The sequence below is a fragment of the Enterobacter sp. WI-ESBL-E8 genome, from assembly GCF_053364895.1.
Map to the genome: position 1 here is coordinate 4,855,275 of NZ_JBRWXJ010000001.1, position 24,876 is coordinate 4,880,150.

The following is a 24,876-nucleotide window of genomic DNA, read 5'->3' on the forward strand; positions in this document are numbered from 1 at the left end:
TGTTATGGACCGTATCATTCAATCGCCGGGGAAATATATCCAGGGCGCTGATGTGCTTACCCGTCTCGGCGACTATCTGAAACCCCTGGCACAACGCTGGCTGGTCGTCGGCGATAAGTTTGTACTGGGTTTTGCCGAAGAAACCTTGCGACAAAGCTTTAAAAAAGCAGAGCTGCATGCCGAAATCGCGCCGTTTGGCGGCGAATGTTCACAAAATGAAATCGATCGACTGAAAAAACTCGCTGACGGCGCCGACTGCATGGCGGTACTGGGCATCGGGGGCGGTAAAACGCTGGATACCGCTAAAGCGCTGGCCCACTTCATGGACGTGCCCGTCGCGATTGCGCCGACGATCGCGTCCACCGATGCGCCGTGCAGCGCCCTTTCCGTTATCTACACGGACAGCGGCGAGTTCGATCGCTACCTGATGCTGCCGCACAACCCGAACATGGTCATTGTGGATACGAAAGTGGTGGCGGGTGCGCCTGCACGTCTGCTTGCCGCCGGGATTGGCGATGCGCTGGCGACCTGGTTTGAAGCACGCGCCTGCTCGCGCAGCGGCGCAACCACCATGGCCGGTGGTAAATGCACTCAGGCGGCATTAGCGCTCGCCGAGCTGTGCTACAACACGCTGGTTGAAGAGGGGGAAAAAGCGATGCTGGCAGCGGAACAGCACGTGGTCACACCGGCGCTGGAACGCATTATCGAAGCCAACACCTATCTCAGCGGCGTCGGCTTTGAGAGCGGCGGGCTGGCCGCGGCGCATGCTATTCATAACGGTATGACGGCCGTGCCAGACGCGCATCATTTCTATCACGGCGAAAAAGTGGCGTTTGGTACGCTGACGCAGCTGGTGCTGGAAAATGCGCCGGTAGAAGAAATAGAGACCGTCGCGGCGCTTTGCCACAGCGTTGGGCTGCCCATTACGCTGGCGCAGCTGAACATCAAAGAAGACATTCCGGCCAAAATGCGTCTGATTGCCGAAGCGTCCTGTGCACAAGGAGAAACCATCCATAATATGCCTGGCGGCGTCACGCCGGATCAGGTCTATGCGGCGCTGCTGGTGGCCGATCAGTACGGACAGCGATTTTTGCAGGAGTGGGAGTAAATAGCATGAATAAAAATCCCCGCATCGACGGGGATTTTTTTGCCCGTAGGCCGGGTAAGGCGTAACCGCCACCCGGCACAATGGTTACTTCACGTCAAACCGGTCCAGATCCATCACCCTCGCCCATGCTGCAACGAAGTCGCGGACGAACTTCTCGTGCGCATCATCACTGGCATAAACCTCCGCCAGCGCGCGCAGGACGGCGTTAGAACCGAAGACCAGATCGGCGCGGGTGGCGGTATATTTCACTTCACCGCTGGCGCGATCGCTTCCGGCAAACAGTTCATTTGATTCATCGGTCGCCTTCCACTGGGTATTCATGTCCAGCAGGTTCACGAAGAAATCATTGCTCAGCACACCTTCGCGGTCAGTGAACACACCGTTCTTACTGCCGTCGAAATTAGCCCCCAACGCGCGCAGGCCACCGATCAGCACCGTCAGCTCGGGTGCGGTCAGCGTCAGCTGCTGGGCTTTATCAATCAGCAGAGATTCCGTCGTGGACACATCCACCTGCGCACGGTAGTTGCGGAAGCCATCGGCAACCGGCTCGAGCAGGTTAAACATCTCGATATCCGTTTGATCCTGACGGGCATCCACACGGCCCGGCGTGAACGGTACGGTGACGTACACGCCCGCAGCTTTCGCGGCTTGCTCTACGCCTACCACGCCCGCCAGCACGATGATATCGGCCAGGGAGGCTTTGTTGGTGGTGCGCTGGATAGCTTCCAGAGCTGGCAGCGCGCGCACCGCTGCGGCGTTCACGTCCCAGTCACGCTGAGGGGCCAGCGCCAGACGCGCACCGTTGGCGCCGCCACGCTTATCGCCACCGCGGAAGGTTGACGCTGACGCCCAGGCAACGGAAACCAGCTCGCTGACGGACAGGCCGGATGCCGCAATTTCCGCCTTCAGGCTTTCAATGTCCTCTTTGGTCGGATTGAATACCGCCTCCGGCAGCGGATCCTGCCAGATCAGATCTTCTTTCGGCACTTCCGGACCGAGGTAACGCGATTTAGGTCCCATATCGCGGTGGGTCAGTTTGAACCACGCGCGCGCGAAGGCTTCGTTGAAGGCCTGCGGGTCGTTCAGGAAACGGCGGGAAATCTTTTCGAATTCCGGGTCAAAACGCAGCGTCAGGTCGGTAACCAGCATCGTTGGCTTACGTTTTTTCGACGGGTCGAACGGGTCAGGCATGATTTCCGGTGCATCCACGGCTTCAAACTGAATCGCGCCTGCCGGGCTGCGGGTCTGCACCCATTCAAATTTGAACAGGTTCTCGAAGAAGTAATTGCTCCACTGGGTCGGGGTTTGGGACCAGATAACTTCCAGGCCGGAGGTAATGGCGTCAGCACCAACGCCCGTGCCGTGCGTGCTGGCCCAGCCAAGGCCCTGCGCTTCAATCGGTGAGGCTTCCGGGTCGGTGCCAACGTGGGTGGCTTCACCCGCGCCGTGGGTTTTGCCGAGGGTGTGACCACCGGCAATCAGCGCCACGGTTTCTTCGTCGTTCATGCCCATGTTGCCGAAGGTGGCGCGAATCGCCGCTGCCGCTGACAGCGGTTCACCGCTGGCGTTTGGTCCTTCCGGGTTAACGTAAATCAGCCCCATTTCGGTGGCGGCCAGAGGGCGCTTCGCCAGCGCTTCCGGGTCACGATGGGTCAGCCAGGCTTTTTCATCGCCCCAGTTTACGTCGAGATCCGGTTCCCAGACGTCTTCACGCCCGGCACCAAAACCAAAGGTGCGGAAGCCAGAGTTCTCCAGCGCCACGTTACCCGCGAGGATGAACAGGTCAGCCCAGGAGATTTTTTGTCCGTATTTTTTCTTGATGGGCCACAGCAGACGGCGCGCTTTATCGAGGCTAACGTTATCCGGCCAGGAGTTCAGCGGCGCAAAGCGCTGTTGACCGCGTCCTGCCCCACCGCGCCCGTCAACGGAGCGATAGGTACCCGCGCCGTGCCAGGCCATACGGATAAACAGGCCCGCATAGCTGCCCCAGTCGGCAGGCCACCACGGTTGAGAGTCGGTTAAAAGTGCTTTGAGGTCGCCTTTAAGGGCAGAGTAATCGAGTTTGCTAAATTCTTTGCGGTAGTCGAAGTCTTCACCCAGAGGGTTAGAACGGTTGGAATGTTGGTTAAGAAGATCGATGCGGAGTTGTTTTGGCCACCAGTCACGGCTGCCTGTACCTGCACCCGCGCTGTGATCGACGCCGCCCTGGTGGAACGGGCATTTGCCGACTGATGCCGCTTTATTGGTCTCGTCTGACGTGCTCATCGCTATGCTCCCTTTTACAGTGTTACCGTTACGATATACACCACTAGCAATAAGATATAGTTGAATTAATCCACAGATTCGATAGCTAATACCTTTTAACTTTTTATCTGACTAAAAAACCCTCATATTTTTGAGGGCTTTATGCTCATTACGCCGGGCGCACGCCGAGCGTATGACAAATGGCGTAACTCATCTCCGCGCGGTTCAGCGTATAGAAGTGGAAGTCTTTCACGCCTTCGCGGCTTAAGATCTTCACCATGTCCATCGCGATATTGGCCCCCACCAGCTTGCGGGTTTCCGGGTCATCGTCCAGCCCTTCGTACATTTTGGACATCCACAGCGGGATGCGCACGTTGGTCATATCGGCAAATTTCTTTGCCTGTTTGAAGTTAGAGACCGGCAGGATCCCCGGGATGATTTCAACGTCGATGCCCGCGGAGACGCAGCGGTCACGAAAGCGCAGGTAGCTTTCCACATCAAAGAAGAACTGGGTAATGGCACGGTTCGCGCCGGCGTCCACTTTACGCTTCAGGTTAAGCAGATCGGCCTGGGCACTTTTCGCTTCCGGATGAACTTCAGGATAAGCGGCAACGGAGATATCAAAGTCGGCCACATCCTTCAGCAGCGCGACCAGATCGGTTGCATACATATCCGGCTTGCCGCTACCCGGCGGCAGGTCACCGCGCAGCGCAACAATATGGCGGATGCCGTTGTTCCAGTAATCCTGGGCAATGGCGCGCAGCTCGTCGCGAGTGGCGTCGATACAGGTGAGGTGCGGCGCCGCTTCCAGGCCGGTACGATCTTTAATGCCTTTAATGATGCTGTGCGTACGGTCACGCTCGCCGGAGTTAGCCCCGTACGTCACGGAGACAAACTTCGGTTTCAGGCTGCTGAGACGATCGATAGAGCTCCACAGGGTTTGCTCCATTTCACTGGTGCGCGGCGGGAAAAATTCAAAAGAGACGTTAATCTGGCCGTTTACCTCAGCCAGGCTCTGATTCAGTGCTTCCCGCTGGTTGGCGTGAAAAAAGCTCATACCTTACCTCTATCTATCGCGTGTCGTTGTTTGTTGTGTTGTGAACTTCTATACGTTTAGACGTCCAGATGTAAAAATGACGGAAAAGCGGAGGGACGTCAACATAAATAATCAACAATAACGGTGAGGTTTGCTCAGGGAAGATGAAGGGAATTCATGATGGGGGTGAGTGCGGTCTGATGCCCTCACCCTAACCCTCTCCCACAGGGAGAGGGAAATACAGAGGTTACAGTAGCTTAGCCAGACGGTTGATGTCGGACTGGATCGCCCCCGCTGTGACGTCGCGCCCCGCGCCAGGACCACGGATCACCAGCGGGTTATCGCGATACCAGCGGCTTTCGATGGCGAAAACGTTATCGCACGGCAGCAGCGCCGCCAGCGGATGTTCAGGACGCACCGCCTCGACGCCGACTCGCGCTTTTCCGTTCGCCTCGAAACGCGCCACGTAGCGCAGTACCAGCCCCATTTCATTAGCCGCTTCCAGACGCTGCACCATCTGCTCGTTAAGCTCTTCACCATTTTCAAAGAAATGGTCCACAGAACCCTCTTCACAGCCGGCAGGGACCAGCGATTCGACGCGGACGGCATCCGGTTCGATGTCATAACCGGCTTCACGCGCCAGGATCACCAGCTTACGCATGACGTCTTTACCTGAGAGGTCAACGCGCGGATCGGGTTCCGTTAAGCCCTGCTGCCATGCCTGATCCACCAGGTCAGTAAACGGTACGGTGCCGTCAAACTGCAGGAACAGCCAGGAGAGCGTGCCGGAGAAAATACCGCTCAGCGCCAGAATGCTGTCGCCGCTCTCAATGAGGTCGCGCACCGTATGGTTCACCGGCAGGCCCGCGCCAACGGTAGCGTTGTACAGCCAGTGGCGCCCTGTTTTTTCAAACGCGTCGTGGATCTGGCGGTATTTATCGGTGCTGCTGGCGCCCGCCAGCTTATTGGCGCTGATGACGTGGAAACCGTGGCTCGCGAAATCAAGATACTGATCGGCAAGCTGTTCACTGGCGGTGACGTCCAGCACCACCAGATCGTCATACGGGTGCGCACGCATCCACAGGAACAGCGACTCTTCATCCTGCTCGACGGCTTCATCATTGAAGAAGGCAAGCGCGCGGCTCGCGTCCAGTCCTTCGTAGTTCAGCAGGCTGCGGCGGCTGTCCACGACGCCCGCGAGAATGAATTCAAACCCGGTACGCGCCGAGAGCGTGACCTGTTCGCGGGCAAACAGCTCCAGCCAGCGGGAACCGATATTGCCTTTACCAAACAGCACCAGTCCGATGCGTTTTTCCGCGCGGAACAGAGAGGTATGCAGACCCTGAATCAGGCTCTCGGTTGGCCCTTTGCGCAGGACGGCGACCAGGCTGATGCCCTCTTCCGACTGCCAGGTAAACTCGACCGGCTGGCCTTTCAGCTGCTGCCAGAAGCGGTGGCAGTGCAGCGGATTACGGGTGACGCCCGCACCCACCATTGCCACCAGCGCCAGCCCCTGACGCAGGCGAAGCTCGCCCGGCAGGCCCGCTTCATCCAGGATTTTCAGCGCGCTGTCCGCCACTTCAGCGGTATAGCAGAACTGCAGCAGCTGGCGATCGTTATGCACGCCAACCGCCAGCGGACGCACCTGGGCACGCTTTAATACCAGGTCGATGTCTTTATGCGCCAGTTTGAAGTCCTGACCCGCAGGGACCTGGAACTCAATCAGGCAGATGTCGTCGTGGCTGGTGACAATACGCGCCCCGGTACCGGACGCCAGCACGCGCTCAATGCGCGTGGAGCCCTGATCCGGGGTATAGCTACAGCGCAGTTGCAGGTCGATATCGCTACCGGAAACCGGCTGCAGCGTGCGCGCGTGCAGCACCGGTGCGGCCAGACGCGCCAGCTCGCTGGCTTCATCCAGGCGCAGCAGCGGCAGCAGGCAGGCATCCTTCACTTTACGCGGGTCCGCGCTGTAAACACCGGCCACGTCGCTCCAGATGGTGACGCGGGACACGCCCGCCAGGGCACCAATTTGCGTTGCCGAGTAGTCGGAGCCGTTACGGCCCAGCAGCACGGTTTCACCCGCGTTGCTGCGGCTGATAAAGCCGGTCACCACAATGCGTTTGCCCGGGTGCTGCACCAGCAGCTGTTGCAGCAGCGGGTAGGACAAGCCTTCATCCACCTGCGGCTGCGCGGCGCGTTCGGCGCGCAGGAAATCGCGCGCGTCGAGCCAGGCTGCGTCGACACCCAGATGTTGCAGAACGGCGGCCATCAGGCGCGCGGACCACACTTCACCGTGGCCCACCACTTCGGCATACACCGCATCGGTAATTCCGCTGTCCAGCAGAGCCGCCAGACGCTCAAGGTCATGGGTAAAGGCGCTGATCAGCCCGTCCGCCACGTCCGCAGGCAGCAGGCCGGCAATCAGCTCGCTCTGGTAACGACGTAAGGACTGTTGCACCTGATGCGCAGAAAGGCGATCGGTCTGGCTCAGTTTGAGCCAGCTAATCAACTGGTTGGTGGTGCTGCCTGCCGCAGAGACAACCATCATGTCCCCCGGCTGCGAATACTCTGTCATGATCCCTGCAACGCGCAGGTAACATTTCACATCAGCAAGACTACTACCACCAAACTTGTGCAGCTGACGACCCTTCGCCCCTGCCTGCGCTATCACACTCATGATTACCCCTTGGCTGCGACCCGGAAGCCATTTTCCAGATCGGCAATTAAATCTTCAGAATCTTCAATACCGGTTGAGATTCGCAGCAGCGTCTCAGAAATACCGGCGGCGGCACGTGCTTCGGGTGCCATACCTGCGTGCGTCATGGTCGCGGCGTGGGAGATCAAGCTTTCAACCCCACCTAAGGATTCCGCCAGCGTAAACAATGACAGCCCGCTCAGGAAGCGACGCAGCGTTTGCTCGTCACCGTCCAGTTCAAAACTTAACATCGCGCCAAATCCCTTCTGCTGGCGCGCGGCAATCTCGTGCCCCTGGTTTTCAGGCAGCGACGGGTGATAGAGCTTCTTCACCAGCGGCTGCTTTTTCAGGAAATCGACAATCGCCTGGGCATTGCGCTGCGCCACGTCCATGCGCGGCGACAGCGTGCGAATGCCGCGTAACAGCAGATAGCTGTCGAAGGCCCCGGCGGTGACGCCAATGTTATTCGCCCACCATGCCAGTTCGGTGACAACGTCAGGATCTTTGGCAATCACCACGCCCGCGACCACGTCAGAATGGCCGTTCAGATATTTTGTGCATGAATGCAATACCAGATCGGCACCCAGTGCGAGTGGGTTCTGAAGGGCCGGACTGAGGAACGTATTATCCACTACACTTATCGCTCCCGCATCCCTTGCGAGCCGACAAATTTTCGCAATATCGACAACGCGCAACAATGGATTGCTTGGACTTTCCACCAGCACCAGCTTCGGCTTCTCTGCCAGCGCCTGTTTCAGCGCCTGTTCGTCGTTTTGATCGACAAACAGCACGCGATAGCAGCCGCGTTTCGCCAGGCTATCAAACAGACGATAGCTGCCGCCGTAGCAATCGTGCGGCGCAACCAGCAGGTCACCCGGCTTCAGGAACACTGTAGTCACCAGGTGAATGGCGGACATTCCCGTATTGGTTAATACTGCACCTGCGCCACCTTCCAGCTCCGCCAGCGCGCGCTGGGTCACGTCACGCGTAGGGTTGCCACGACGCGAGTAATCATGCGCGCGGGGTTCATTAAATCCGGTGAAATTATAGGTACTGGAAAGATGAATCGGCGGGACAACGCAGCCGTACTGCTCGTCATCATTTAATCCGCTACGCACTGCAATAGTGGCCTGTTTACGCGTCATGGTGAGGGCTTCCTGGCGAATGAGGTGAAAAGTCAGGCACCAGAGTAAACATTGAAAGTATGGACGTCAATACATCTGGACATCTAAACTTCTTTGCGTATAGATTGAGCAATGCGCAAATAGCCGTTAAAATTATATGCTTTAGTGCACGCTGCAGCGGCAATATCCGTGCCACGGTATCGTCTCTACGGTAAACTAGGCAAGATTGCGGTTCAAAACGGGTGGTTACAGGTTTTGCACCTTTAGATAAATGACTGAGAGGATTAAAGGTATCTCATGGCTGAATGGAGCGGCGAATATATCAGCCCATACGCTGAGCACGGTAAGAAGAGTGAGCAAGTAAAGAAAATTACGGTTTCCATTCCTCTGAAGGTGTTGAAGATCCTCACCGATGAACGTACGCGTCGTCAGGTGAACAACCTGCGCCACGCAACCAACAGCGAACTGCTGTGCGAAGCGTTTCTGCATGCGTTTACCGGTCAACCGTTGCCAAACGATGACGATCTGCGCAAAGAGCGTAGTGACGAAATCCCGGAAGAGGCGAAGGTGATCATGCGTGAACTGGGTATTGACCCGGAGACGTGGGAATACTGATAAGCGGATACAAAAAAGGCACCTTGCGGTGCCTTTTTTTCGGGAAACTTATTTAGCGCCCGGGATGCTGAAACGCTTGTTGAAGCGGTCAACACGGCCACCGGTTGCAACATCACGCTGCTTACCAGTGTAGAACGGGTGGCATTTGCCGCACACGTCCAGGTTCAGATCGTGACCCACGGTAGAGCGGATCTGGATAGAGTTACCGCAAGAACAGTTTGCAGTAATCATTTCGTATTTCGGGTGAATATCTTTTTTCATGGGAGAACCTCAGTTAAGGCCGCGTCGCTCTTCCAGCCCTAACGCCAGACACCACGCGATGTTGATTGTAAGTTCTTTGGCGTAAAGTACACCAAAGGCGGCGAATCATACAGAATTTGACCAACGTATGCAAACTGATCCGCACGCCGCTTTCACTAATGTGTATACTAACGCGCCACTTTTCAAGTCAGGAAGATTCGATGCCCGTCGCTCACGTTGCCCTGCCCGTTCCGCTTCCCCGCACCTTTGACTATCTGCTGCCTGACAGCATGAGCGCCAAAGCGGGCTGTCGCGTGACCGTGCCGTTTGGCAAACAGCAGCGCGTGGGGATTGTTGTCTCCGTCAGCGATAAGAGCGAACTGCCGCTTAACGAACTGAAGTCGGTCGTTGAGGTGCTGGACAGCGAGCCGGTTTACTCCACCAGCACCTGGCGACTGCTGCTGTGGGCGGCGGATTATTATCATCACCCGATTGGCGACGTCCTGTTCCATGCCCTGCCGATCATGCTGCGCCAGGGCAAAAGTGCCAGCCATGCGCCAATGTGGTACTGGTTTGCGACCGAGCAGGGTCAGGCGGTCGACATCAACAGCCTGAAGCGCTCCCAGAAACAGCAGCAGGCGCTGGCGGCCCTGCGTCAGGGGAAAATCTGGCGCCATCAGGTTGATGAGCTCGAGGTCAGCGAAACGGCGCTCCAGGCCTTAAGAAAGAAAGGGCTAAGCGAACTGGCAAGCGAAGCACCTGCCCTTTACGACTGGCGGGAGAGTTTCTCCGTTTCAGGGGATCGCCTGCGTCTGAATACCGAGCAGGCCACCGCCGTCGGCGCGATTCATAGCGCCTCCGATCATTTCTCTGCCTGGCTGCTGGCGGGGGTCACCGGTTCAGGCAAGACCGAAGTCTACCTGAGCGTACTGGAAAACGTGCTCGCACAGGGCAAACAGGCGCTGGTGATGGTGCCGGAAATTGGCCTGACGCCGCAAACCATCGCTCGCTTTCGCGAACGCTTTAACGCGCCCGTTGAGGTACTGCACTCCGGCCTGAACGACAGCGAACGTCTCAGCGCCTGGCTGAAAGCGAAGAACGGCGAAGCGGCGATTGTGATCGGCACCCGCTCGTCGCTGTTTACGCCGTTTAAAAACCTTGGCGTTATCGTGATCGACGAAGAGCACGACAGCTCCTATAAACAGCAGGAAGGCTGGCGCTATCACGCCCGCGATCTGGCTGTTTATCGCGCCCACAGCGAGCAAATTCCTATTATTCTCGGCTCCGCCACGCCAGCGCTCGAAACGCTGCACAACGTGCGCCAGCGTAAATACCATATGCTTCGCCTGACGCGTCGGGCGGGGAATGCCCGTCCGGCCATTCAGCACGTGCTGGATCTGAAAGGTCAGCAGGTTCAGGCGGGGTTAGCGCCCGCGCTTATTACCCGCATGCGCCAGCATTTGCAGGCGGGGAACCAGGTCATCCTGTTCCTTAACCGCCGCGGATTTGCGCCCGCCCTGCTGTGCCACGACTGCGGCTGGATTGCCGAGTGCCCGCGCTGTGACCATTACTACACCTTCCACCAGGCCCAGCGTCATCTGCGCTGCCACCACTGCGACAGCCAGCGCCCGGTGCCGCGCCAGTGCCCGTCATGTGGTTCAACGCATATTGTGCCGGTCGGGCTGGGAACGGAGCAGCTGGAACAGGCCCTTGCGCCCTTCTTCCCCGACGTGCCCCTGTCCCGAATCGACAGGGACACCACCAGCCGCAAAGGGGCGCTGGAACAGCAGCTGGCGGAAGTGCATCGCGGCGGGGCGCGCATTTTGATTGGCACCCAGATGCTGGCCAAAGGGCACCACTTCCCGGACGTGACGCTGGTCGCTCTGCTGGACGTGGATGGCGCGCTGTTCTCTGCGGATTTCCGCTCAGCCGAACGCTTCGCTCAGCTTTATACCCAGGTGGCAGGACGTGCGGGACGCGCCGGCAAACAGGGTGAAGTTGTGCTGCAAACGCACCACCCGGAACACCCGCTGCTGCAAACCCTGCTGCATAAAGGCTATGACGCCTTTGCCGAGCAGGCGCTGGCCGAGCGACAGACGATGCAACTGCCGCCGTGGACCAGCCACGTTATCATCCGCGCGGAAGATCATAACAACCAGCAGGCGCCGCTTTTCCTGCAGCAGCTGAGAAATCTCCTGCAGGCCAGCCCGCTGGTGGATAACCAGCTGTGGATTTTGGGCCCGGTGCCAGCGCTGGCACCAAAGCGCGGCGGACGCTTCCGCTGGCAAATTTTGCTTCAGCACCCCTCTCGCGTTCGTCTTCAGCACATCGTCAGCGGCGCGCTGGTACTGATTAATACCCTGCCCGAAGCGCGAAAAGTGAAGTGGGTGCTGGACGTTGATCCCATCGAAGGTTGAAGACGGATCGAAAAATTTAACGCTCCTCACACTTTTTATGAAAATTCTGTAACCGATTCCATTAACTATCTGTAAAAATGGTGATGGCAGAAGTTCGGTGTTCAGGCGAGGAGAAGACGTTGAAGTCCAGGAAAGAGGTTGCCACAGCGACCATGAAAGACGTTGCCGAGAAAGCACAAGTCTCTACGGCAACCGTGTCCCGCGCATTAATGAACCCGGACAAAGTCTCCCAGGCGACCCGTAACAAGGTTGAGCAGGCAGCGCTGGAAGTGGGTTACTTCCCGCAGGCGATGGGGCGTAACGTGAAGCGCAATGAATCGCGCACTATCCTGGTGATTGTGCCGGACATCTGCGATCCGTTCTTCAGCGAGATCATTCGCGGTATCGAAGTGACGGCCGCGGAGCAAGGCTACCTGGTGCTGATTGGCGATTGTGCCCATCAGAACCAGCAGGAAAAAACCTTTATCGACCTCATTATCACCAAGCAGATCGACGGCATGCTGCTGCTTGGATCGCGCCTGCCGTTTGATGCCAGCATCGAAGAGCAGCGTAATTTACCGCCTATGGTAATGGCCAACGAGTTCGCGCCAGAGCTGGAGCTGCCGACCGTCCATATTGATAACCTCACCGCCGCGTTCAACGCCGTAAACTATCTCCAGGAGCTGGGGCACAAGCGTATAGGCTGCATTGCCGGGCCGGAAGAGATGCCGCTGTGTCACTACCGCCTGCAGGGATACGTTCAGGCGCTGCGCCGTACCGGCGCTACGGTCGATCCGCATTACATTGCGCGCGGAGACTTTACCTTCGCAGCCGGTGGACAGGCGCTGGAAAAGCTTCTGGACCTGCCTGAACCGCCAACCGCCGTATTTTGTCACAGCGACGTGATGGCGTTGGGCGCATTATCGTATGCCAAACGCCGCGGCCTGCGGATCCCGAAAGATTTATCGATCATCGGATTCGATAATATTTCGCTTTCAGAATTTTGCGATCCGCCGCTCTCAACGGTCGCTCAGCCGCGCTATCAAATCGGCCGTGAAGCGATGCTGCTTTTGTTGGATCAGCTTCACGGTCAAACAGTTAGCAGCGGTTCGCGGTTGCTGGACTGCGAACTGATTGTCCGCGGCTCTACCCAGGCATTGACTTAAAGTAAACGTCTTTAGGACACCCTTATCTGGTCAAAGCCCCGCCGCTTAAGTAACATGGCGGACTGACGAACGAATAAATACAGCGAAACGATAGTGGCACAACGAGATTATGTACGTCGCGGCCAGCCGGCACCTTCGCGACGCAAAAAGAGTAGCTCAAGGAAAAAGCAACGTAACCTGCCTGCTGTCTCGCCAGCAATGGTCGCTATTGCTGCGGCTGTAGTCGTCGCCTTTATTGGTGGCCTGTACTTTATCACGCACCATAAAAAAGAAGAGTCTGAGGCGCTTCAGGCCAGCAAAGTGGCCGGAAATGGCCTACCTCCGAAGCCTGAAGAGCGCTGGCGCTATATCAAAGAGCTGGAAAGCCGTCAGCCTGGGGTCCGTGCGCCAACCGAACCTTCTGCGGGTGGTGAAGTGCAGAATGCAAATCAGCTGACGGATGAGCAGCGTCAGCTGCTGGCACAAATGCAGGCCGATATGCGCCAGCAGCCTACGCAGCTGAACGAAGTGCCGTGGAATGAGCAGACGCCGGAACAGCGCCAGCAAACGCTGCAGCGACGTCAGGCGCAACAGCAAATTCAGCAGCAACAGAAGCAACAGCAACAGTGGGCGCAAACCCAGCCGGTGCAGCAGCCAAAAGCACAGCCGCGGGTAACGGAACAGCCATACCAGCAGCAGACGCGAACGGCGCAGTCCCAGCCTGTTCAGCAGCAGCCAAAAGCGCAGCCGCAAAAACAAGCGGCTCAGCCGTATCAGGATCTGCTGCAGACGCCAGCGCATACCGCCGCGCAGCAGCCGAAAACGCAGCAGGCCGCGCCGGTCACTAAAGAGACCGAGGCGCCGAAGCAGACGGCAGAGAAAAAAGACGAACGCCGCTGGATGGTGCAGTGCGGTTCGTTCAAAGGCGCCGAGCAGGCGGAAACGGTGCGTGCACAGCTGGCCTTTGAAGGGTTTGATTCGCGTATTACCACCAATAACGGCTGGAATCGCGTGGTGATTGGTCCGGTCAAAGGCAAAGAAAATGCCGATGGCACCATTTCTCGTTTGAAAATTGCCGGTCACACAAACTGTATTCGACTCGCCTCCGGGGGTTGAAACCCCCAAATTCCCCCCCATCTATCATTTAATTCAGCCCTGAGCACAGGCTCAGGGCTTCTGTTTCCCGATTCTGTAACCAGGGGGTCTGCTCGTGACAACAATAGTAAGTGTACGCCGTAACGGCCATGTGGTAATCGCCGGTGATGGCCAGGCCACGCTGGGTAATACCGTCATGAAAGGCAACGTGAAGAAAGTGCGTCGTCTCTACAACGACAAGGTGATCGCCGGTTTTGCAGGCGGCACGGCTGATGCCTTCACGCTGTTTGAACTGTTTGAACGCAAACTGGAAATGCACCAGGGTCATCTGGTGAAAGCCGCCGTTGAGCTGGCAAAAGACTGGCGTACCGACCGCATGCTGCGCAAGCTCGAAGCGCTGCTGGCGGTAGCCGATGAAACGGCATCGCTGATCATCACCGGCAACGGTGACGTGATTCAGCCGGAAAATGACCTGATTGCCATCGGCTCTGGCGGCCCTTATGCCCAGGCTGCAGCCCGCGCGCTGTTGGAAAACACCGACATGAACGCGCGTGATATCGCGGTGAAGGCGTTGGATATTGCAGGTGATATCTGCATCTATACCAACCACAACCACACCATCGAAGAATTGACCTCCAAAGCGTAAGGATCTCCCATGTCTGAAATGACCCCACGCGAAATTGTCAGCGAACTGAACAAACACATTATCGGCCAGGATAACGCGAAGCGTTCCGTGGCTATCGCTCTGCGTAACCGCTGGCGCCGTATGCAGCTTGACGAAGAGCTGCGCCACGAAGTCACGCCGAAAAACATTCTGATGATCGGCCCGACCGGCGTCGGTAAAACCGAAATTGCCCGTCGTCTGGCCAAACTGGCTAACGCACCGTTCATCAAAGTTGAAGCCACCAAGTTCACCGAAGTGGGCTATGTGGGTAAAGAAGTGGACTCCATCATCCGCGATCTGACCGACTCGGCGATCAAAATGGTGCGCGTCCAGGCGATTGAGAAAAACCGCTATCGCGCGGAAGAGATGGCCGAAGAGCGCATTCTCGACGTGCTGATCCCACCAGCAAAAAACAACTGGGGTCAGGCTGAGCAGCAGGCGGAACCGTCTGCCGCACGTCAGGCGTTCCGCAAAAAGCTGCGTGAAGGCCAGCTGGATGATAAAGAGATTGAGATCGATCTCGCTGCCGCGCCAATGGGTGTGGAAATCATGGCGCCTCCGGGAATGGAAGAGATGACCAGCCAGCTGCAGTCCATGTTCCAGAACCTGGGCGGCCAGAAGCAGAAAGCGCGTAAGCTGAAAATCAAAGACGCGATGAAGCTGCTGATTGAAGAAGAAGCGGCGAAGCTGGTAAACCCGGAAGAGCTGAAGCAGGACGCTATCGACGCGGTTGAGCAGCACGGCATCGTGTTTATTGACGAAATCGACAAAATTTGTAAGCGCGGCGGCAACAGCTCCGGCCCGGATGTGTCTCGCGAAGGCGTTCAGCGCGACCTGCTGCCGCTGGTTGAAGGCTGCACCGTCTCTACCAAGCACGGCATGGTGAAAACGGACCACATCCTGTTTATCGCTTCAGGCGCGTTCCAGGTTGCCAGCCCGTCAGATCTGATCCCTGAGCTGCAGGGGCGTCTGCCAATCCGCGTTGAGCTGCAGGCGCTGACAACCGAAGATTTCGAACGTATCCTGACCGAGCCAAACGCCTCTGCTACCGTTCAGTACAAAGCGCTGATGGCGACCGAAGGCGTGAACCTTGAGTTCACCGAAGACGGCATCAAACGTATCGCTCAGGCCGCATGGCAGGTGAACGAAACCACCGAGAACATCGGTGCGCGTCGTCTGCACACCGTTCTGGAACGCCTGGTGGAAGATATCTCTTATGATGCGAGCGACCTGAACGGTCAAACCGTTACCATTGACGCAGAATATGTGAGTAAACATCTGGATGCGTTAGTGGCAGATGAAGATCTGAGCCGTTTTATCCTATAATCGCGGTTACTGGATTCTCATCACGTTTAATGGGGGCTAATGCCCCCATTTTTATTGGCTAAATACTTATGACTGACATCAGCCGTACTCAGGCGTGGCTCGAAAGTCTGCGCCCTAAAACCCTTCCTCTGGCCTTTGCCGCGATTATCGTCGGTACGGCGCTTGCCTGGTGGCAGGGTTATTTTGATCCGCTGGTCGCCGCGCTGGCATTGATTACCGCAGGCCTGCTGCAAATCCTCTCCAATCTCGCCAACGACTACGGCGACGCGGTGAAAGGCAGCGACAAGCCCGATCGTATAGGGCCGCTGCGCGGGATGCAGAAAGGTGTAATTACCCAGGCGCAGATGAAACGCGCGCTGATTATCACCGTGGTGCTGATCTGCGTGTCCGGCCTGGCGCTGGTGACGGTTGCGTCTAAGACCACCAGCGATTTTATTGGCTTCCTGGTGTTGGGTTTATTGGCCATTATCGCGGCCATCACTTACACCGTTGGTACTCGCCCCTACGGTTATATTGGACTCGGGGATATTTCCGTACTGGTGTTCTTCGGCTGGCTGAGCGTGATGGGCAGCTGGTACTTACAGGCGCATACGGTGATCCCTGCCCTGTTCCTGCCCGCGACCGCCTGCGGTCTGCTGGCGACAGCGGTGCTCAACATCAACAACCTGCGCGATATCGACAGCGATCGTGAGAACGGCAAAAACACCCTGGCGGTTCGTCTGGGTCCGGTGAATGCGCGTCGCTACCATGCCTGCCTGCTCATTGGCGCGCTGGTCTGCCTGGCGCTGTTTAACCTGATTTCCCTGCAGAGTTTGTGGGGGTGGCTGTTTGTGCTTGCCGCGCCGCTGCTGGTGAAACAGGCCCGCTTTGTGATGCGTGAGCTCAGCCCGGCAGCCATGCCACCGATGCTGGAGCGAACGGTAAAAGGCGCCCTGCTGACTAACCTGTTGTTCGTCATCGGGATTGTTTTAAGCCAGACGCTCAGTTAGCTGACAAATATCAATTAACAATTGATGATTTTGCCAACAACGCATTTCGCACGATATACTGAACACATTCGCAGCAACCGAGCGTTAAACCTATGAAATACGATACCTCCGAGCTCTGTGACATCTACCAGGAAGATGTCAACGTCGTTGAACCGCTGTTCTCCAACTTTGGTGGACGGTCGTCGTTTGGCGGTCAAATCGTCACGGTGAAATGTTTCGAGGACAACGGGTTGCTGTACGATCTGCTCGAACAGAACGGACGCGGCCGCGTTCTGGTGGTCGACGGCGGCGGTTCCGTGCGCCGTGCATTAATTGATGCGGAACTGGCCGGCATTGCCGTCCAGAATGAGTGGGAAGGCCTTGTGGTGTACGGTTCCGTGCGCCAGGTGGACGATCTGGAGGAACTGGATATCGGGATTCAGGCCATCGCGGCCATACCGGTAGGCGCAGCAGGCGACGGCATCGGCGAAAGCGACGTGCGCGTTAACTTCGGCGGCGTGACCTTCTTCTCCGGGGACCATCTCTACGCCGATAACACCGGGATTATTCTTTCTGAAGATCCGCTGGATATTGAGTAGTAGAACAGTCAGCGTGAACCATAAAAAAACCGCCAACAGCAATGTGGCGGTTTTTTTGTCCCTTAGGATTCGCGGTCCGTTGGGTTATCTTGCAACCTTTAACCAGGATTTTTATCTTACCCTGGTTCATCCCTCTGGTAACCCCCGTCGACCCTTTATAAATTCCTAATTTCCTCTGAAGGCCTTAACTACGCTACTGTTGCTCATTATGATGCATCGTCCCTTTCCGCCATCTCGCACATGGGCATCGGTCCAGGGAAAGGTGTATTCACAACCGTAAAGCAACCTTTAACCGGACTTGTGTCCACTGACTTATCACCGGTGGTGAACGGTGGAGCGGTTAGCTGCAGGGACCGCATAATGAAACGCTATTTATGTATCGCGTTCATTGTCGCCAGCGTACTCGTGGTAAAGAGTGATGAACCGAGTGGGTTTATTGCTTATGCTATGACAGCGCAGGACAAGTAGCGTTAAGGCCGCCTCGGGCGGCCTTTTTTATGGTTGAAATCAGCGTGCAATAACCATAAAAAAGCCGGGTGGCGGCTTCGCCTTACCCGGCCTACTTAGTCATCCCTGAGGGGATCAGACTTCTTCCATACGTCCCAGCAGCGCCTGCAGACGATCCTGCCAGCCGTTCTGCTGTTCGCGCAGCTGGTTGTTTTCGCGCTCCAGTTCTTCGCGGCCGTGCTGAGCGTTCTGAACTTCCTGCGCCAGGCTGTTGTTCTTCTCTTTCAGCTCTTCAATTTCCATCTGCAGCAGGGTGATGGTGTCAATCGCCTGCTGTACTTTCGATTCCAGTTTCTCAAACACTTCTAAAGACATGATGCTACCTCTCCTGAATTGCAAGGCGACGCTTTAACATAAACGCGCACGACATATACCGTCGATTGTATGGAGCGCGGCGCTCTGTGTCCAGCGACACGCCGCGCAGATCGCGGTTTGCAACACTTTTAGGTCTGGTCCTGGTGCGTTCGCGTCATATACCCCTAAATTGTTAACTCATTCGTTAATGAAATGATTCAGCTCACATTCCAGCGCTGATGCAAAAATGTGCTTTATGGCGCGAAAACGCTCATTTTATTGACGCAGACCACACATTTTGATTTCGATATTTCTCGTTTTTGCTCGTTAACGATAAATTAACACTATGTCTACAGGACATCGTGGCTGTCACGGGCGGCCATGCTAACAATAAACATCAATCTCTTCAGGATTCCGATTATGAGTCAGACATCAACCTTAAAAGGCCAGTGCATTGCCGAGTTCCTTGGTACCGGGTTGCTGATATTCTTCGGAGTGGGCTGTGTCGCTGCACTGAAAGTGGCGGGTGCCAGTTTTGGTCAGTGGGAAATCAGTATCATCTGGGGTCTGGGCGTGGCGATGGCCATCTACCTGACTGCAGGGGTTTCCGGTGCACATCTTAACCCGGCGGTGACTATCGCACTGTGGCTGTTCGCGTGCTTCGACGGACGCAAAGTTGTTCCTTTCATTATTTCTCAGTTTGCCGGCGCGTTTTGCGCAGCGGCGTTAGTTTACGGGCTTTATTACAATCTTTTCATCGACTTCGAACAGACGCATCATATGGTGCGCGGCAGCGTCGAAAGTCTGGATCTGGCAGGTATCTTCTCAACCTATCCAAACCCGCATATCAATTTTGTGCAGGCGTTCGCAGTTGAAATGGTGATTACCGCTATTCTGATGGGCGTCATTATGGCACTGGGCGATGATGGCAACGGCATTCCGCGTGGCCCGCTGGCGCCATTGCTGATTGGCCTGCTGATCGCCGTCATTGGTGCGTCCATGGGCCCGTTAACAGGGTTTGCGATGAACCCGGCGCGTGACCTGGGTCCAAAAACCTTCGCCTTCTTTGCTGGATGGGGCGACGTGGCCTTCACCGGTGGCAAAGATATTCCTTACTTCCTGGTACCGCTTTTCGGGCCAATCGTAGGGGCGGCACTGGGTGCATTTGGCTATCGCAAATTAATTGGTCGCCACTTACCGTGCGACACCTGTGTGGAAGAGGAGAAGGAAACGACTTCTACCGCACAACAAAAAGCTTCGCTGTAATCTGACTACGGGACACATACCATGACCGAAAAAAAATATATCGTTGCACTCGACCAGGGCACTACCAGCTCCCGCGCTGTCGTAATGGATCATGACGCGAACATCGTCAGCGTGTCACAGCGCGAATTTGAACAAATTTATCCTCGTCCAGGCTGGGTAGAACACGACCCGATGGAGATCTGGGCGTCACAAAGCTCCACGCTGGTCGAAGTGCTGGCGAAGGCCGATATCAGTTCCGACGAAATTGCCGCCATTGGTATTACCAACCAGCGAGAGACCACCGTCGTCTGGGAGCGCGAAACCGGTAAACCTATTTACAACGCCATCGTCTGGCAGTGCCGCCGTACCTCAGAAATTTGCGAAAAACTGAAGCGCGAGGGCATGGAAGATTATATCCGTAGCGCAACAGGCCTGGTGATTGACCCGTATTTCTCCGGCACCAAAGTGAAGTGGATCCTCGACCACGTGGAAGGTTCTCGTGAGCGTGCTAAGCGCGGCGAGCTGCTGTTCGGTACCGTTGACACCTGGCTTATCTGGAAGATGACTCAGGGACGCGTTCACGTCACCGACTACACCAACGCCTCGCGTACCATGCTGTTCAACATCAACACCCTGGAGTGGGATGACAAGATGCTGGACGCGCTGGATATTCCACGCGCGATGCTGCCTGAAGTGCGCAAATCTTCAGAGGTATACGGCCAGACCAACATCGGGGGTAAAGGCGGTACGCGTATTCCTATCGCCGGCATCGCCGGTGACCAGCAGGCGGCGCTTTTCGGCCAGCTGTGCGTCAAAGAAGGGATGGCGAAGAATACCTACGGCACCGGCTGCTTTATGCTGATGAACACCGGCGAGAAAGCGGTGAAATCAGAAAACGGCCTGCTGACCACCATCGCCTGCGGCCCGCGCGGCGAAGTGAACTATGCCCTGGAAGGTGCGGTGTTCATGGCCGGTGCGTCTATCCAGTGGCTGCGTGACGAGATGAAGCTGATCAGCGATGCGTTCGACTCTGAATACTTCGCGACCAAAGTGAAAGACACCAACGGCGTGTACGTGGTGCCTGCGTTCACCGGTCTGGGCGCACCGTACTGGGATCCGTATGCACGCGGCGCGATTTTCGGCCTGACGCGTGGTGTGAACTCTAACCACATTATTCGCGCCACTCTGGAATCTATCGCCTATCAGACGCGCGACGTGCTGGAAGCGATGCAGGCTGACTCCGGCATTCGTCTGCACGCCCTGCGCGTGGACGGCGGCGCGGTCGCGAACAACTTCCTGATGCAGTTCCAGTCCGACATTCTGGGCACCCGTGTTGAGCGCCCTGAAGTGCGCGAAGTGACGGCGCTGGGTGCGGCGTATCTTGCCGGTCTGGCGGTAGGCTTCTGGCAGAATCTGGACGAGCTGCAGGAAAAAGCGGTGATCGAACGCGAATTCCGCCCTGGCATCGAAACCACCGAGCGCAACTTCCGCTACAGCGGCTGGAAGAAAGCGGTGAAACGCGCCCTGGCGTGGGAAGAGCACGACGAGTAACCATATATTCCCTCTCCCCTGGGGAGAGGGTCAGGGTTAGGGGCCCGGACCGCACCGGGCCCCTCGCCCCTCCCCACTCTGTGATAAACTTCGTGCAATTCCTTTTGATTGCACGAGTACCTCATGAAACGTGAACTTGCTATCGAGTTTTCCCGCGTCACCGAAGCAGCTGCCCTCGCAGGCTATAAATGGCTGGGTCGTGGTGACAAAAATACCGCAGACGGCGCCGCCGTCCATGCCATGCGCATTGTGCTTAACCAGGTCAACATCGACGGCACCATCGTGATCGGCGAAGGCGAGATCGACGAAGCGCCAATGCTCTATATCGGTGAAAAAGTCGGTACCGGCAATGGCGATGCCGTGGATATTGCCGTCGACCCGATCGAAGGCACCCGAATGACGGCGATGGGTCAGGCCAATGCCCTCGCTGTGCTGGCCGTAGGCGATAAAGGCTGCTTCCTCAACGCGCCGGATATGTATATGGAAAAGCTGATTGTCGGTCCTGGCGCGAAGGGCGCAATCGACCTCAGCCTGCCGCTGGAAGAGAACCTGCGCAATATCGCCAAAGCCCTGGGCAAATCCCTTAGCGAACTCACCGTGACTATTCTGGCCAAACCGCGCCACGACGCCACCATCGCGCAGATGCAAAAGCTCGGCGTGCGGGTGTTTGCCATTCCGGATGGTGACGTTGCCGCCTCCATTTTGACCTGCATGCCGGACAGCGAAGTGGATGTGCTGTACGGCATCGGCGGTGCGCCGGAAGGTGTGGTATCAGCAGCCGTGATCCGCGCGCTGGATGGCGATATGCAGGCCCGTCTGCTGCCCCGCCATGAGGTGAAAGGTGACAGCGAAGAGAACCGCCGCATCGGGGAAAATGAGCTAGCACGCTGCGAAGCGATGGGTATTGAGGCCAATAAAGTTCTCGCGCTGGACGAGATGGCCCGTAGCGATAACGTTGTCTTCTCGGCCACCGGCATCACCAAAGGCGATCTGCTGGACGGCATCACCCGCAAGGGCAATATGGCCACCACTGAAACGCTGCTGATCCGCGGTAAATCGCGCACTATTCGCCGCATCCAGTCTATTCACTATCTCGACCGTAAAGATCCGGACGTGCAGACGCACATTCTGTAAAACCGTTTGATCGATAGAGCTTTCCGGCCCTGACGGGCTGGAAATTGTCACCACAAGTACGGAAGATAGAACAGAGAAACAGCACAGGAGAAGATCATGGCGGACTGGGTAACAGGTAAAGTCACAAAGATACAGTTTTGGACCGATGCGCTATTTAGTCTCACCGTACATGCTCCCGTCCACCCGTTTAAAGCTGGGCAATTTGCGAAGCTGGGGCTGGACGTCGACGGCGAGCGCGTACAGCGCGCCTACTCTTACGTAAACGCACCTGATAACCCGGACCTCGAGTTCTATCTGGTTACCGTTCCGGACGGCAAACTCAGCCCGCGCCTTGCCGCGCTTAAGCCCGGCGACGATGTGCAAATTGTAAGCGAAGCAGCAGGCTTCTTTGTGCTCGAAGAGATCCCAGATTGTGACACGCTCTGGATGCTGGCAACCGGTACGGCCATCGGCCCTTATCTCTCTATTTTGCAGTACGGCAAAGACCTGGAGCGTTTTAAAAACATCGTGCTGGTTCACGCTGCGCGCTACGCCGCAGACCTGAGCTACCTGCCGCAGATGCAGGCGCTGGAACAGCAGTACGGCGGAAAGTTAAAGATTCAGACGGTGGTCAGCCGTGAAACCGTAGCAGGAACGCTTACCGGTCGCGTGCCGGCGCTTATTGAGAGCGGCGCTCTGGAAGAGGCTGTTGGATTGCCGTTAAACGCTGAAACCAGCCACGTCATGCTGTGTGGCAACCCGCAGATGGTGCGGGACACGCAGCAGCTTCTGAAGGATACCCGGCAGATGACGAAACATCTTCGCCGCCGGCCGGGCCATATGACCGCCGAACACTACTGGTGATCAGCGGTACTTCACCTCAACGGTATCTTTACCGTATTTGTTTTCGCTCTGGGTGCCGATAAACGCGCCCAGATCGACAATCATCATCACGAAGATGACCGACGGCAGTAGCCTGCCCACGACCCACGGCAGGATGGACGGAAGCATTGCCCAGTTTCCTGCCACCAGCATCCACGCCAGAATAATCAGAAATGCCCATGCGCCGGAACGACCGCGATCGTGCAGACGTTTCACCACGACGGCGGCCGTTGGCCATAGCAGGCAGACCAGCGCGAAGGCCGCCGTTTGCGTGCTCAGCCAGGCATTGTAAGCAACGAAAAACAGAAGCAGCATGGCGACAACCCACGTCACCATCCAGATCCAGAAATCACGGCGTCCAATACGCCCTTTGAATGAAAACAGCCACTGCTGTATGGTCATGTAAGGTTCCTTATTATCGTATAGCGCGCATTTTACCCTGGAGTTGTGACCTTTTGACAAGCCGACCAGATATCGTTTTAATCATGAGCACTTACGGCCAGGGGCAATGTTGATGAAAAGTTCGGCACGTTCTCTTTACCTGTGTTTAGCGGTGCTCAGCGCGGGTTTTCCCCTGCACGCCGCCGAAACCACTACCCCGACCACAGCACCGTATCTGCTGGCGGGCGCGCCGTCGTTCGATCAGTCCATTAGCCAGTTTCGTGAAACCTTCAATCAGGTCAATCCAACGCTGCCGCTGGATGAATTTCGCGCCATTGATGGCTCCCGGGATACCCCTACCCTGACCCGCGCGGCAAGCAAGATTAACGAGAATCTGTATGCTTCCACGGCGCTCGAGCGCGGTACGCTAAAAATCAAAAGCATGCAAATCACCTGGCTGCCGATACAAGGCCCCGAGCAGAAGGCCGCTAAGGCGAAAGCAATGGAGTATATGAGCGCAGTGCTGCAGGCTTTTACCCCTGCGCTGACAAAAAAACAAAGCCAGCAGAAGCTGCAAAAGCTCCTTACCGCCGGTAAAAATAAGCGTTACTACGCCGATACCGAAGGCGCGATCCGCTATGTTGTGGCGGACAACGGCGAAAAAGGACTGACCTTCGCTGTTGAACCGATTAAGCTGGCACTATCTGACACTCTCGGCGGGGCGAATTAATGACAAAAAGCAAAGCCTTTCGAGGGAAAATCTCTATACTGATTCACAGACCATGCTGCCCGTCAGGGTGGCCATATTCCTTAATTCGCTTATTTAGCGTGGAGAATTGAAATGCGACATCCTTTAGTGATGGGTAACTGGAAACTGAACGGCAGCCGCCACATGGTAAACGAACTGGTTGCGAACCTGCGTAAAGAGCTGGCTGGCGTGACCGGCTGCGCGGTTGCTATCGCTCCGCCGGATATGTACCTGGATCTGGCTAAACGCGCCGCTGACGGCAGCCACATCATTCTGGGCGCGCAGAACGTTGACGTTAACCTGTCTGGCGCGTTCACCGGTGAAACCTCCGCTGAAATGCTGAAAGATATCGGCGCGAAATACATCATCATCGGCCACTCCGAGCGTCGCACCTACCACAAAGAATCCGACGAGTTCATCGCGAAGAAATTCGCCGTGCTGAAAGAGCAGGGTCTGATCCCGGTTCTGTGCATCGGTGAAACCGAAGCAGAAAACGAAGCAGGCAAAACCGAAGAAGTGTGCGCACGTCAGATCGACGCGGTGCTGAAAACCCAGGGCGCGGCGGCGTTCGAAGGCGCGGTTATCGCATACGAGCCAGTCTGGGCGATCGGTACCGGCAAATCTGCAACCCCAGCACAGGCGCAGGCGGTTCACAAATTCATCCGCGATCACATTGCTAAAGCAGACGCGAAAGTGGCTGAGCAGGTCATCATCCAGTACGGCGGTTCCGTTAACGCTTCCAACGCTGCTGAGCTGTTCACCCAGCCAGACATCGATGGCGCGCTGGTTGGCGGTGCATCCCTGAAAGCTGACGCTTTCGCGGTGATCGTGAAAGCAGCAGAAGCGGCTAAGCAGGCGTAATGCTGTTGTGGCGGGTGGCGCTTGCGCTTACCCGCC

General features: G+C 56.7%; 22 protein-coding genes. 15 read left to right on the forward strand and 7 right to left on the reverse strand.

Annotated features, from left to right (window positions below; translation table 11 throughout):
- Positions 1-4: 4 nt before the first annotated feature.
- Positions 5-1,108, forward strand: a complete 1,104-nt coding sequence (gene gldA / locus ACWHWP_RS23170) for a bifunctional L-1,2-propanediol dehydrogenase/glycerol dehydrogenase (RefSeq protein ID WP_059312368.1) — start codon at positions 5-7, stop codon at positions 1,106-1,108.
- Between the two features lie 84 nt (positions 1,109-1,192).
- Here gldA and katG read toward each other — a convergent pair whose 3' ends face one another.
- The 4 genes from katG to metB all read right to left on the reverse strand — a co-directional run bounded on the left by katG (position 1,193) and on the right by metB (position 8,231).
- Positions 1,193-3,373, reverse strand: coding sequence for a catalase/peroxidase HPI (gene katG, locus ACWHWP_RS23175; protein WP_063429678.1), 2,181 nt, complete (start codon positions 3,371-3,373; stop codon positions 1,193-1,195).
- 148 nt (positions 3,374-3,521) lie between these two features.
- A complete protein-coding gene (metF, locus tag ACWHWP_RS23180) occupies positions 3,522-4,409 on the reverse strand; it encodes a methylenetetrahydrofolate reductase (protein ID WP_059312366.1) in 888 nt (295 codons plus the stop codon).
- Positions 4,410-4,635: 226 nt separating this feature from the next.
- Positions 4,636-7,068: a bifunctional aspartate kinase/homoserine dehydrogenase II gene (locus ACWHWP_RS23185; protein ID WP_047345503.1), complete on the reverse strand. Its 2,433-nt coding sequence runs from the start codon at positions 7,066-7,068 to the stop codon at positions 4,636-4,638.
- A gap of 2 nt (positions 7,069-7,070) precedes the next feature.
- Positions 7,071-8,231 (reverse strand): cystathionine gamma-synthase, encoded by a 1,161-nt coding sequence (gene metB / locus ACWHWP_RS23190; RefSeq protein ID WP_059312365.1) that lies wholly within the window; start codon positions 8,229-8,231, stop codon positions 7,071-7,073.
- Positions 8,232-8,507: 276 nt separating this feature from the next.
- On the opposite strand from metB, the gene metJ reads away from it, so the two are divergent.
- Positions 8,508-8,825: a met regulon transcriptional regulator MetJ gene (gene metJ, locus ACWHWP_RS23195; protein ID WP_003862042.1), complete on the forward strand. Its 318-nt coding sequence runs from the start codon at positions 8,508-8,510 to the stop codon at positions 8,823-8,825.
- 48 nt (positions 8,826-8,873) lie between these two features.
- Here metJ and rpmE read toward each other — a convergent pair whose 3' ends face one another.
- A complete protein-coding gene (rpmE, locus tag ACWHWP_RS23200) occupies positions 8,874-9,086 on the reverse strand; it encodes a 50S ribosomal protein L31 (RefSeq protein WP_003862040.1) in 213 nt (70 codons plus the stop codon).
- Positions 9,087-9,286: 200 nt separating this feature from the next.
- Between rpmE and priA the strand changes: the two genes are divergently transcribed.
- The 7 genes from priA (at position 9,287) to rraA (ending at position 17,258) form a co-directional block, all read left to right on the forward strand.
- On the forward strand, positions 9,287-11,482 hold the full coding sequence (gene priA, locus ACWHWP_RS23205; RefSeq protein WP_447856538.1) for a primosomal protein N': 2,196 nt from the start codon (positions 9,287-9,289) through the stop codon (positions 11,480-11,482).
- Between the two features lie 119 nt (positions 11,483-11,601).
- Positions 11,602-12,627: a DNA-binding transcriptional regulator CytR gene (cytR, locus tag ACWHWP_RS23210; RefSeq protein WP_059311797.1), complete on the forward strand. Its 1,026-nt coding sequence runs from the start codon at positions 11,602-11,604 to the stop codon at positions 12,625-12,627.
- Positions 12,628-12,720: 93 nt separating this feature from the next.
- Positions 12,721-13,722 (forward strand): cell division protein FtsN, encoded by a 1,002-nt coding sequence (gene ftsN / locus ACWHWP_RS23215; RefSeq protein WP_059311796.1) that lies wholly within the window; start codon positions 12,721-12,723, stop codon positions 13,720-13,722.
- A gap of 94 nt (positions 13,723-13,816) precedes the next feature.
- Positions 13,817-14,347, forward strand: coding sequence for an ATP-dependent protease subunit HslV (hslV, locus tag ACWHWP_RS23220; RefSeq protein WP_008501802.1), 531 nt, complete (start codon positions 13,817-13,819; stop codon positions 14,345-14,347).
- Positions 14,348-14,356: 9 nt separating this feature from the next.
- The gene (gene hslU / locus ACWHWP_RS23225; protein ID WP_023309685.1) at positions 14,357-15,691 is read left to right on the forward strand and encodes an HslU--HslV peptidase ATPase subunit; all 1,335 of its coding nucleotides are present in this window, start codon (positions 14,357-14,359) and stop codon (positions 15,689-15,691) included.
- A 68-nt stretch (positions 15,692-15,759) separates the two neighbouring features.
- Entirely contained in the window at positions 15,760-16,680 is a 921-nt protein-coding gene (gene menA / locus ACWHWP_RS23230) for a 1,4-dihydroxy-2-naphthoate polyprenyltransferase (protein WP_023333855.1), read from the forward strand.
- A gap of 92 nt (positions 16,681-16,772) precedes the next feature.
- A complete protein-coding gene (rraA, locus tag ACWHWP_RS23235) occupies positions 16,773-17,258 on the forward strand; it encodes a ribonuclease E activity regulator RraA (protein WP_025758826.1) in 486 nt (161 codons plus the stop codon).
- Positions 17,259-17,840: 582 nt separating this feature from the next.
- On the opposite strand, the gene zapB is transcribed toward rraA, so the two are convergent.
- Entirely contained in the window at positions 17,841-18,080 is a 240-nt protein-coding gene (gene zapB / locus ACWHWP_RS23240; protein WP_010436935.1) for a septal ring assembly protein ZapB, read from the reverse strand.
- A gap of 399 nt (positions 18,081-18,479) precedes the next feature.
- Between zapB and ACWHWP_RS23245 the strand changes: the two genes are divergently transcribed.
- The 4 genes from ACWHWP_RS23245 to fpr all read left to right on the forward strand — a co-directional run bounded on the left by ACWHWP_RS23245 (position 18,480) and on the right by fpr (position 22,832).
- Entirely contained in the window at positions 18,480-19,325 is an 846-nt protein-coding gene (locus tag ACWHWP_RS23245; RefSeq protein WP_010436934.1) for an MIP/aquaporin family protein, read from the forward strand.
- A 21-nt stretch (positions 19,326-19,346) separates the two neighbouring features.
- Positions 19,347-20,855, forward strand: a complete 1,509-nt coding sequence (gene glpK, locus ACWHWP_RS23250) for a glycerol kinase GlpK (protein WP_047345509.1) — start codon at positions 19,347-19,349, stop codon at positions 20,853-20,855.
- A gap of 123 nt (positions 20,856-20,978) precedes the next feature.
- Complete coding sequence (glpX, locus tag ACWHWP_RS23255) at positions 20,979-21,989, forward strand: class II fructose-bisphosphatase (protein ID WP_059311794.1); 1,011 nt, start codon at positions 20,979-20,981, stop codon at positions 21,987-21,989.
- A 96-nt stretch (positions 21,990-22,085) separates the two neighbouring features.
- Positions 22,086-22,832, forward strand: a complete 747-nt coding sequence (gene fpr, locus ACWHWP_RS23260; protein WP_047345511.1) for a ferredoxin--NADP(+) reductase — start codon at positions 22,086-22,088, stop codon at positions 22,830-22,832.
- Here fpr and ACWHWP_RS23265 read toward each other — a convergent pair whose 3' ends face one another.
- Positions 22,833-23,252, reverse strand: coding sequence for a DUF805 domain-containing protein (locus ACWHWP_RS23265; RefSeq protein WP_023293600.1), 420 nt, complete (start codon positions 23,250-23,252; stop codon positions 22,833-22,835).
- 112 nt (positions 23,253-23,364) lie between these two features.
- On the opposite strand from ACWHWP_RS23265, the gene ACWHWP_RS23270 reads away from it, so the two are divergent.
- Positions 23,365-23,961, forward strand: a complete 597-nt coding sequence (locus ACWHWP_RS23270) for a DUF1454 family protein (RefSeq protein ID WP_447856543.1) — start codon at positions 23,365-23,367, stop codon at positions 23,959-23,961.
- A 111-nt stretch (positions 23,962-24,072) separates the two neighbouring features.
- Positions 24,073-24,840 carry a triose-phosphate isomerase gene (gene tpiA / locus ACWHWP_RS23275; RefSeq protein WP_003862019.1) on the forward strand — a complete coding sequence of 256 codons (768 nt, stop codon included), beginning with the start codon at positions 24,073-24,075 and terminating at the stop codon, positions 24,838-24,840.
- Positions 24,841-24,876 lie beyond the last annotated feature (36 nt).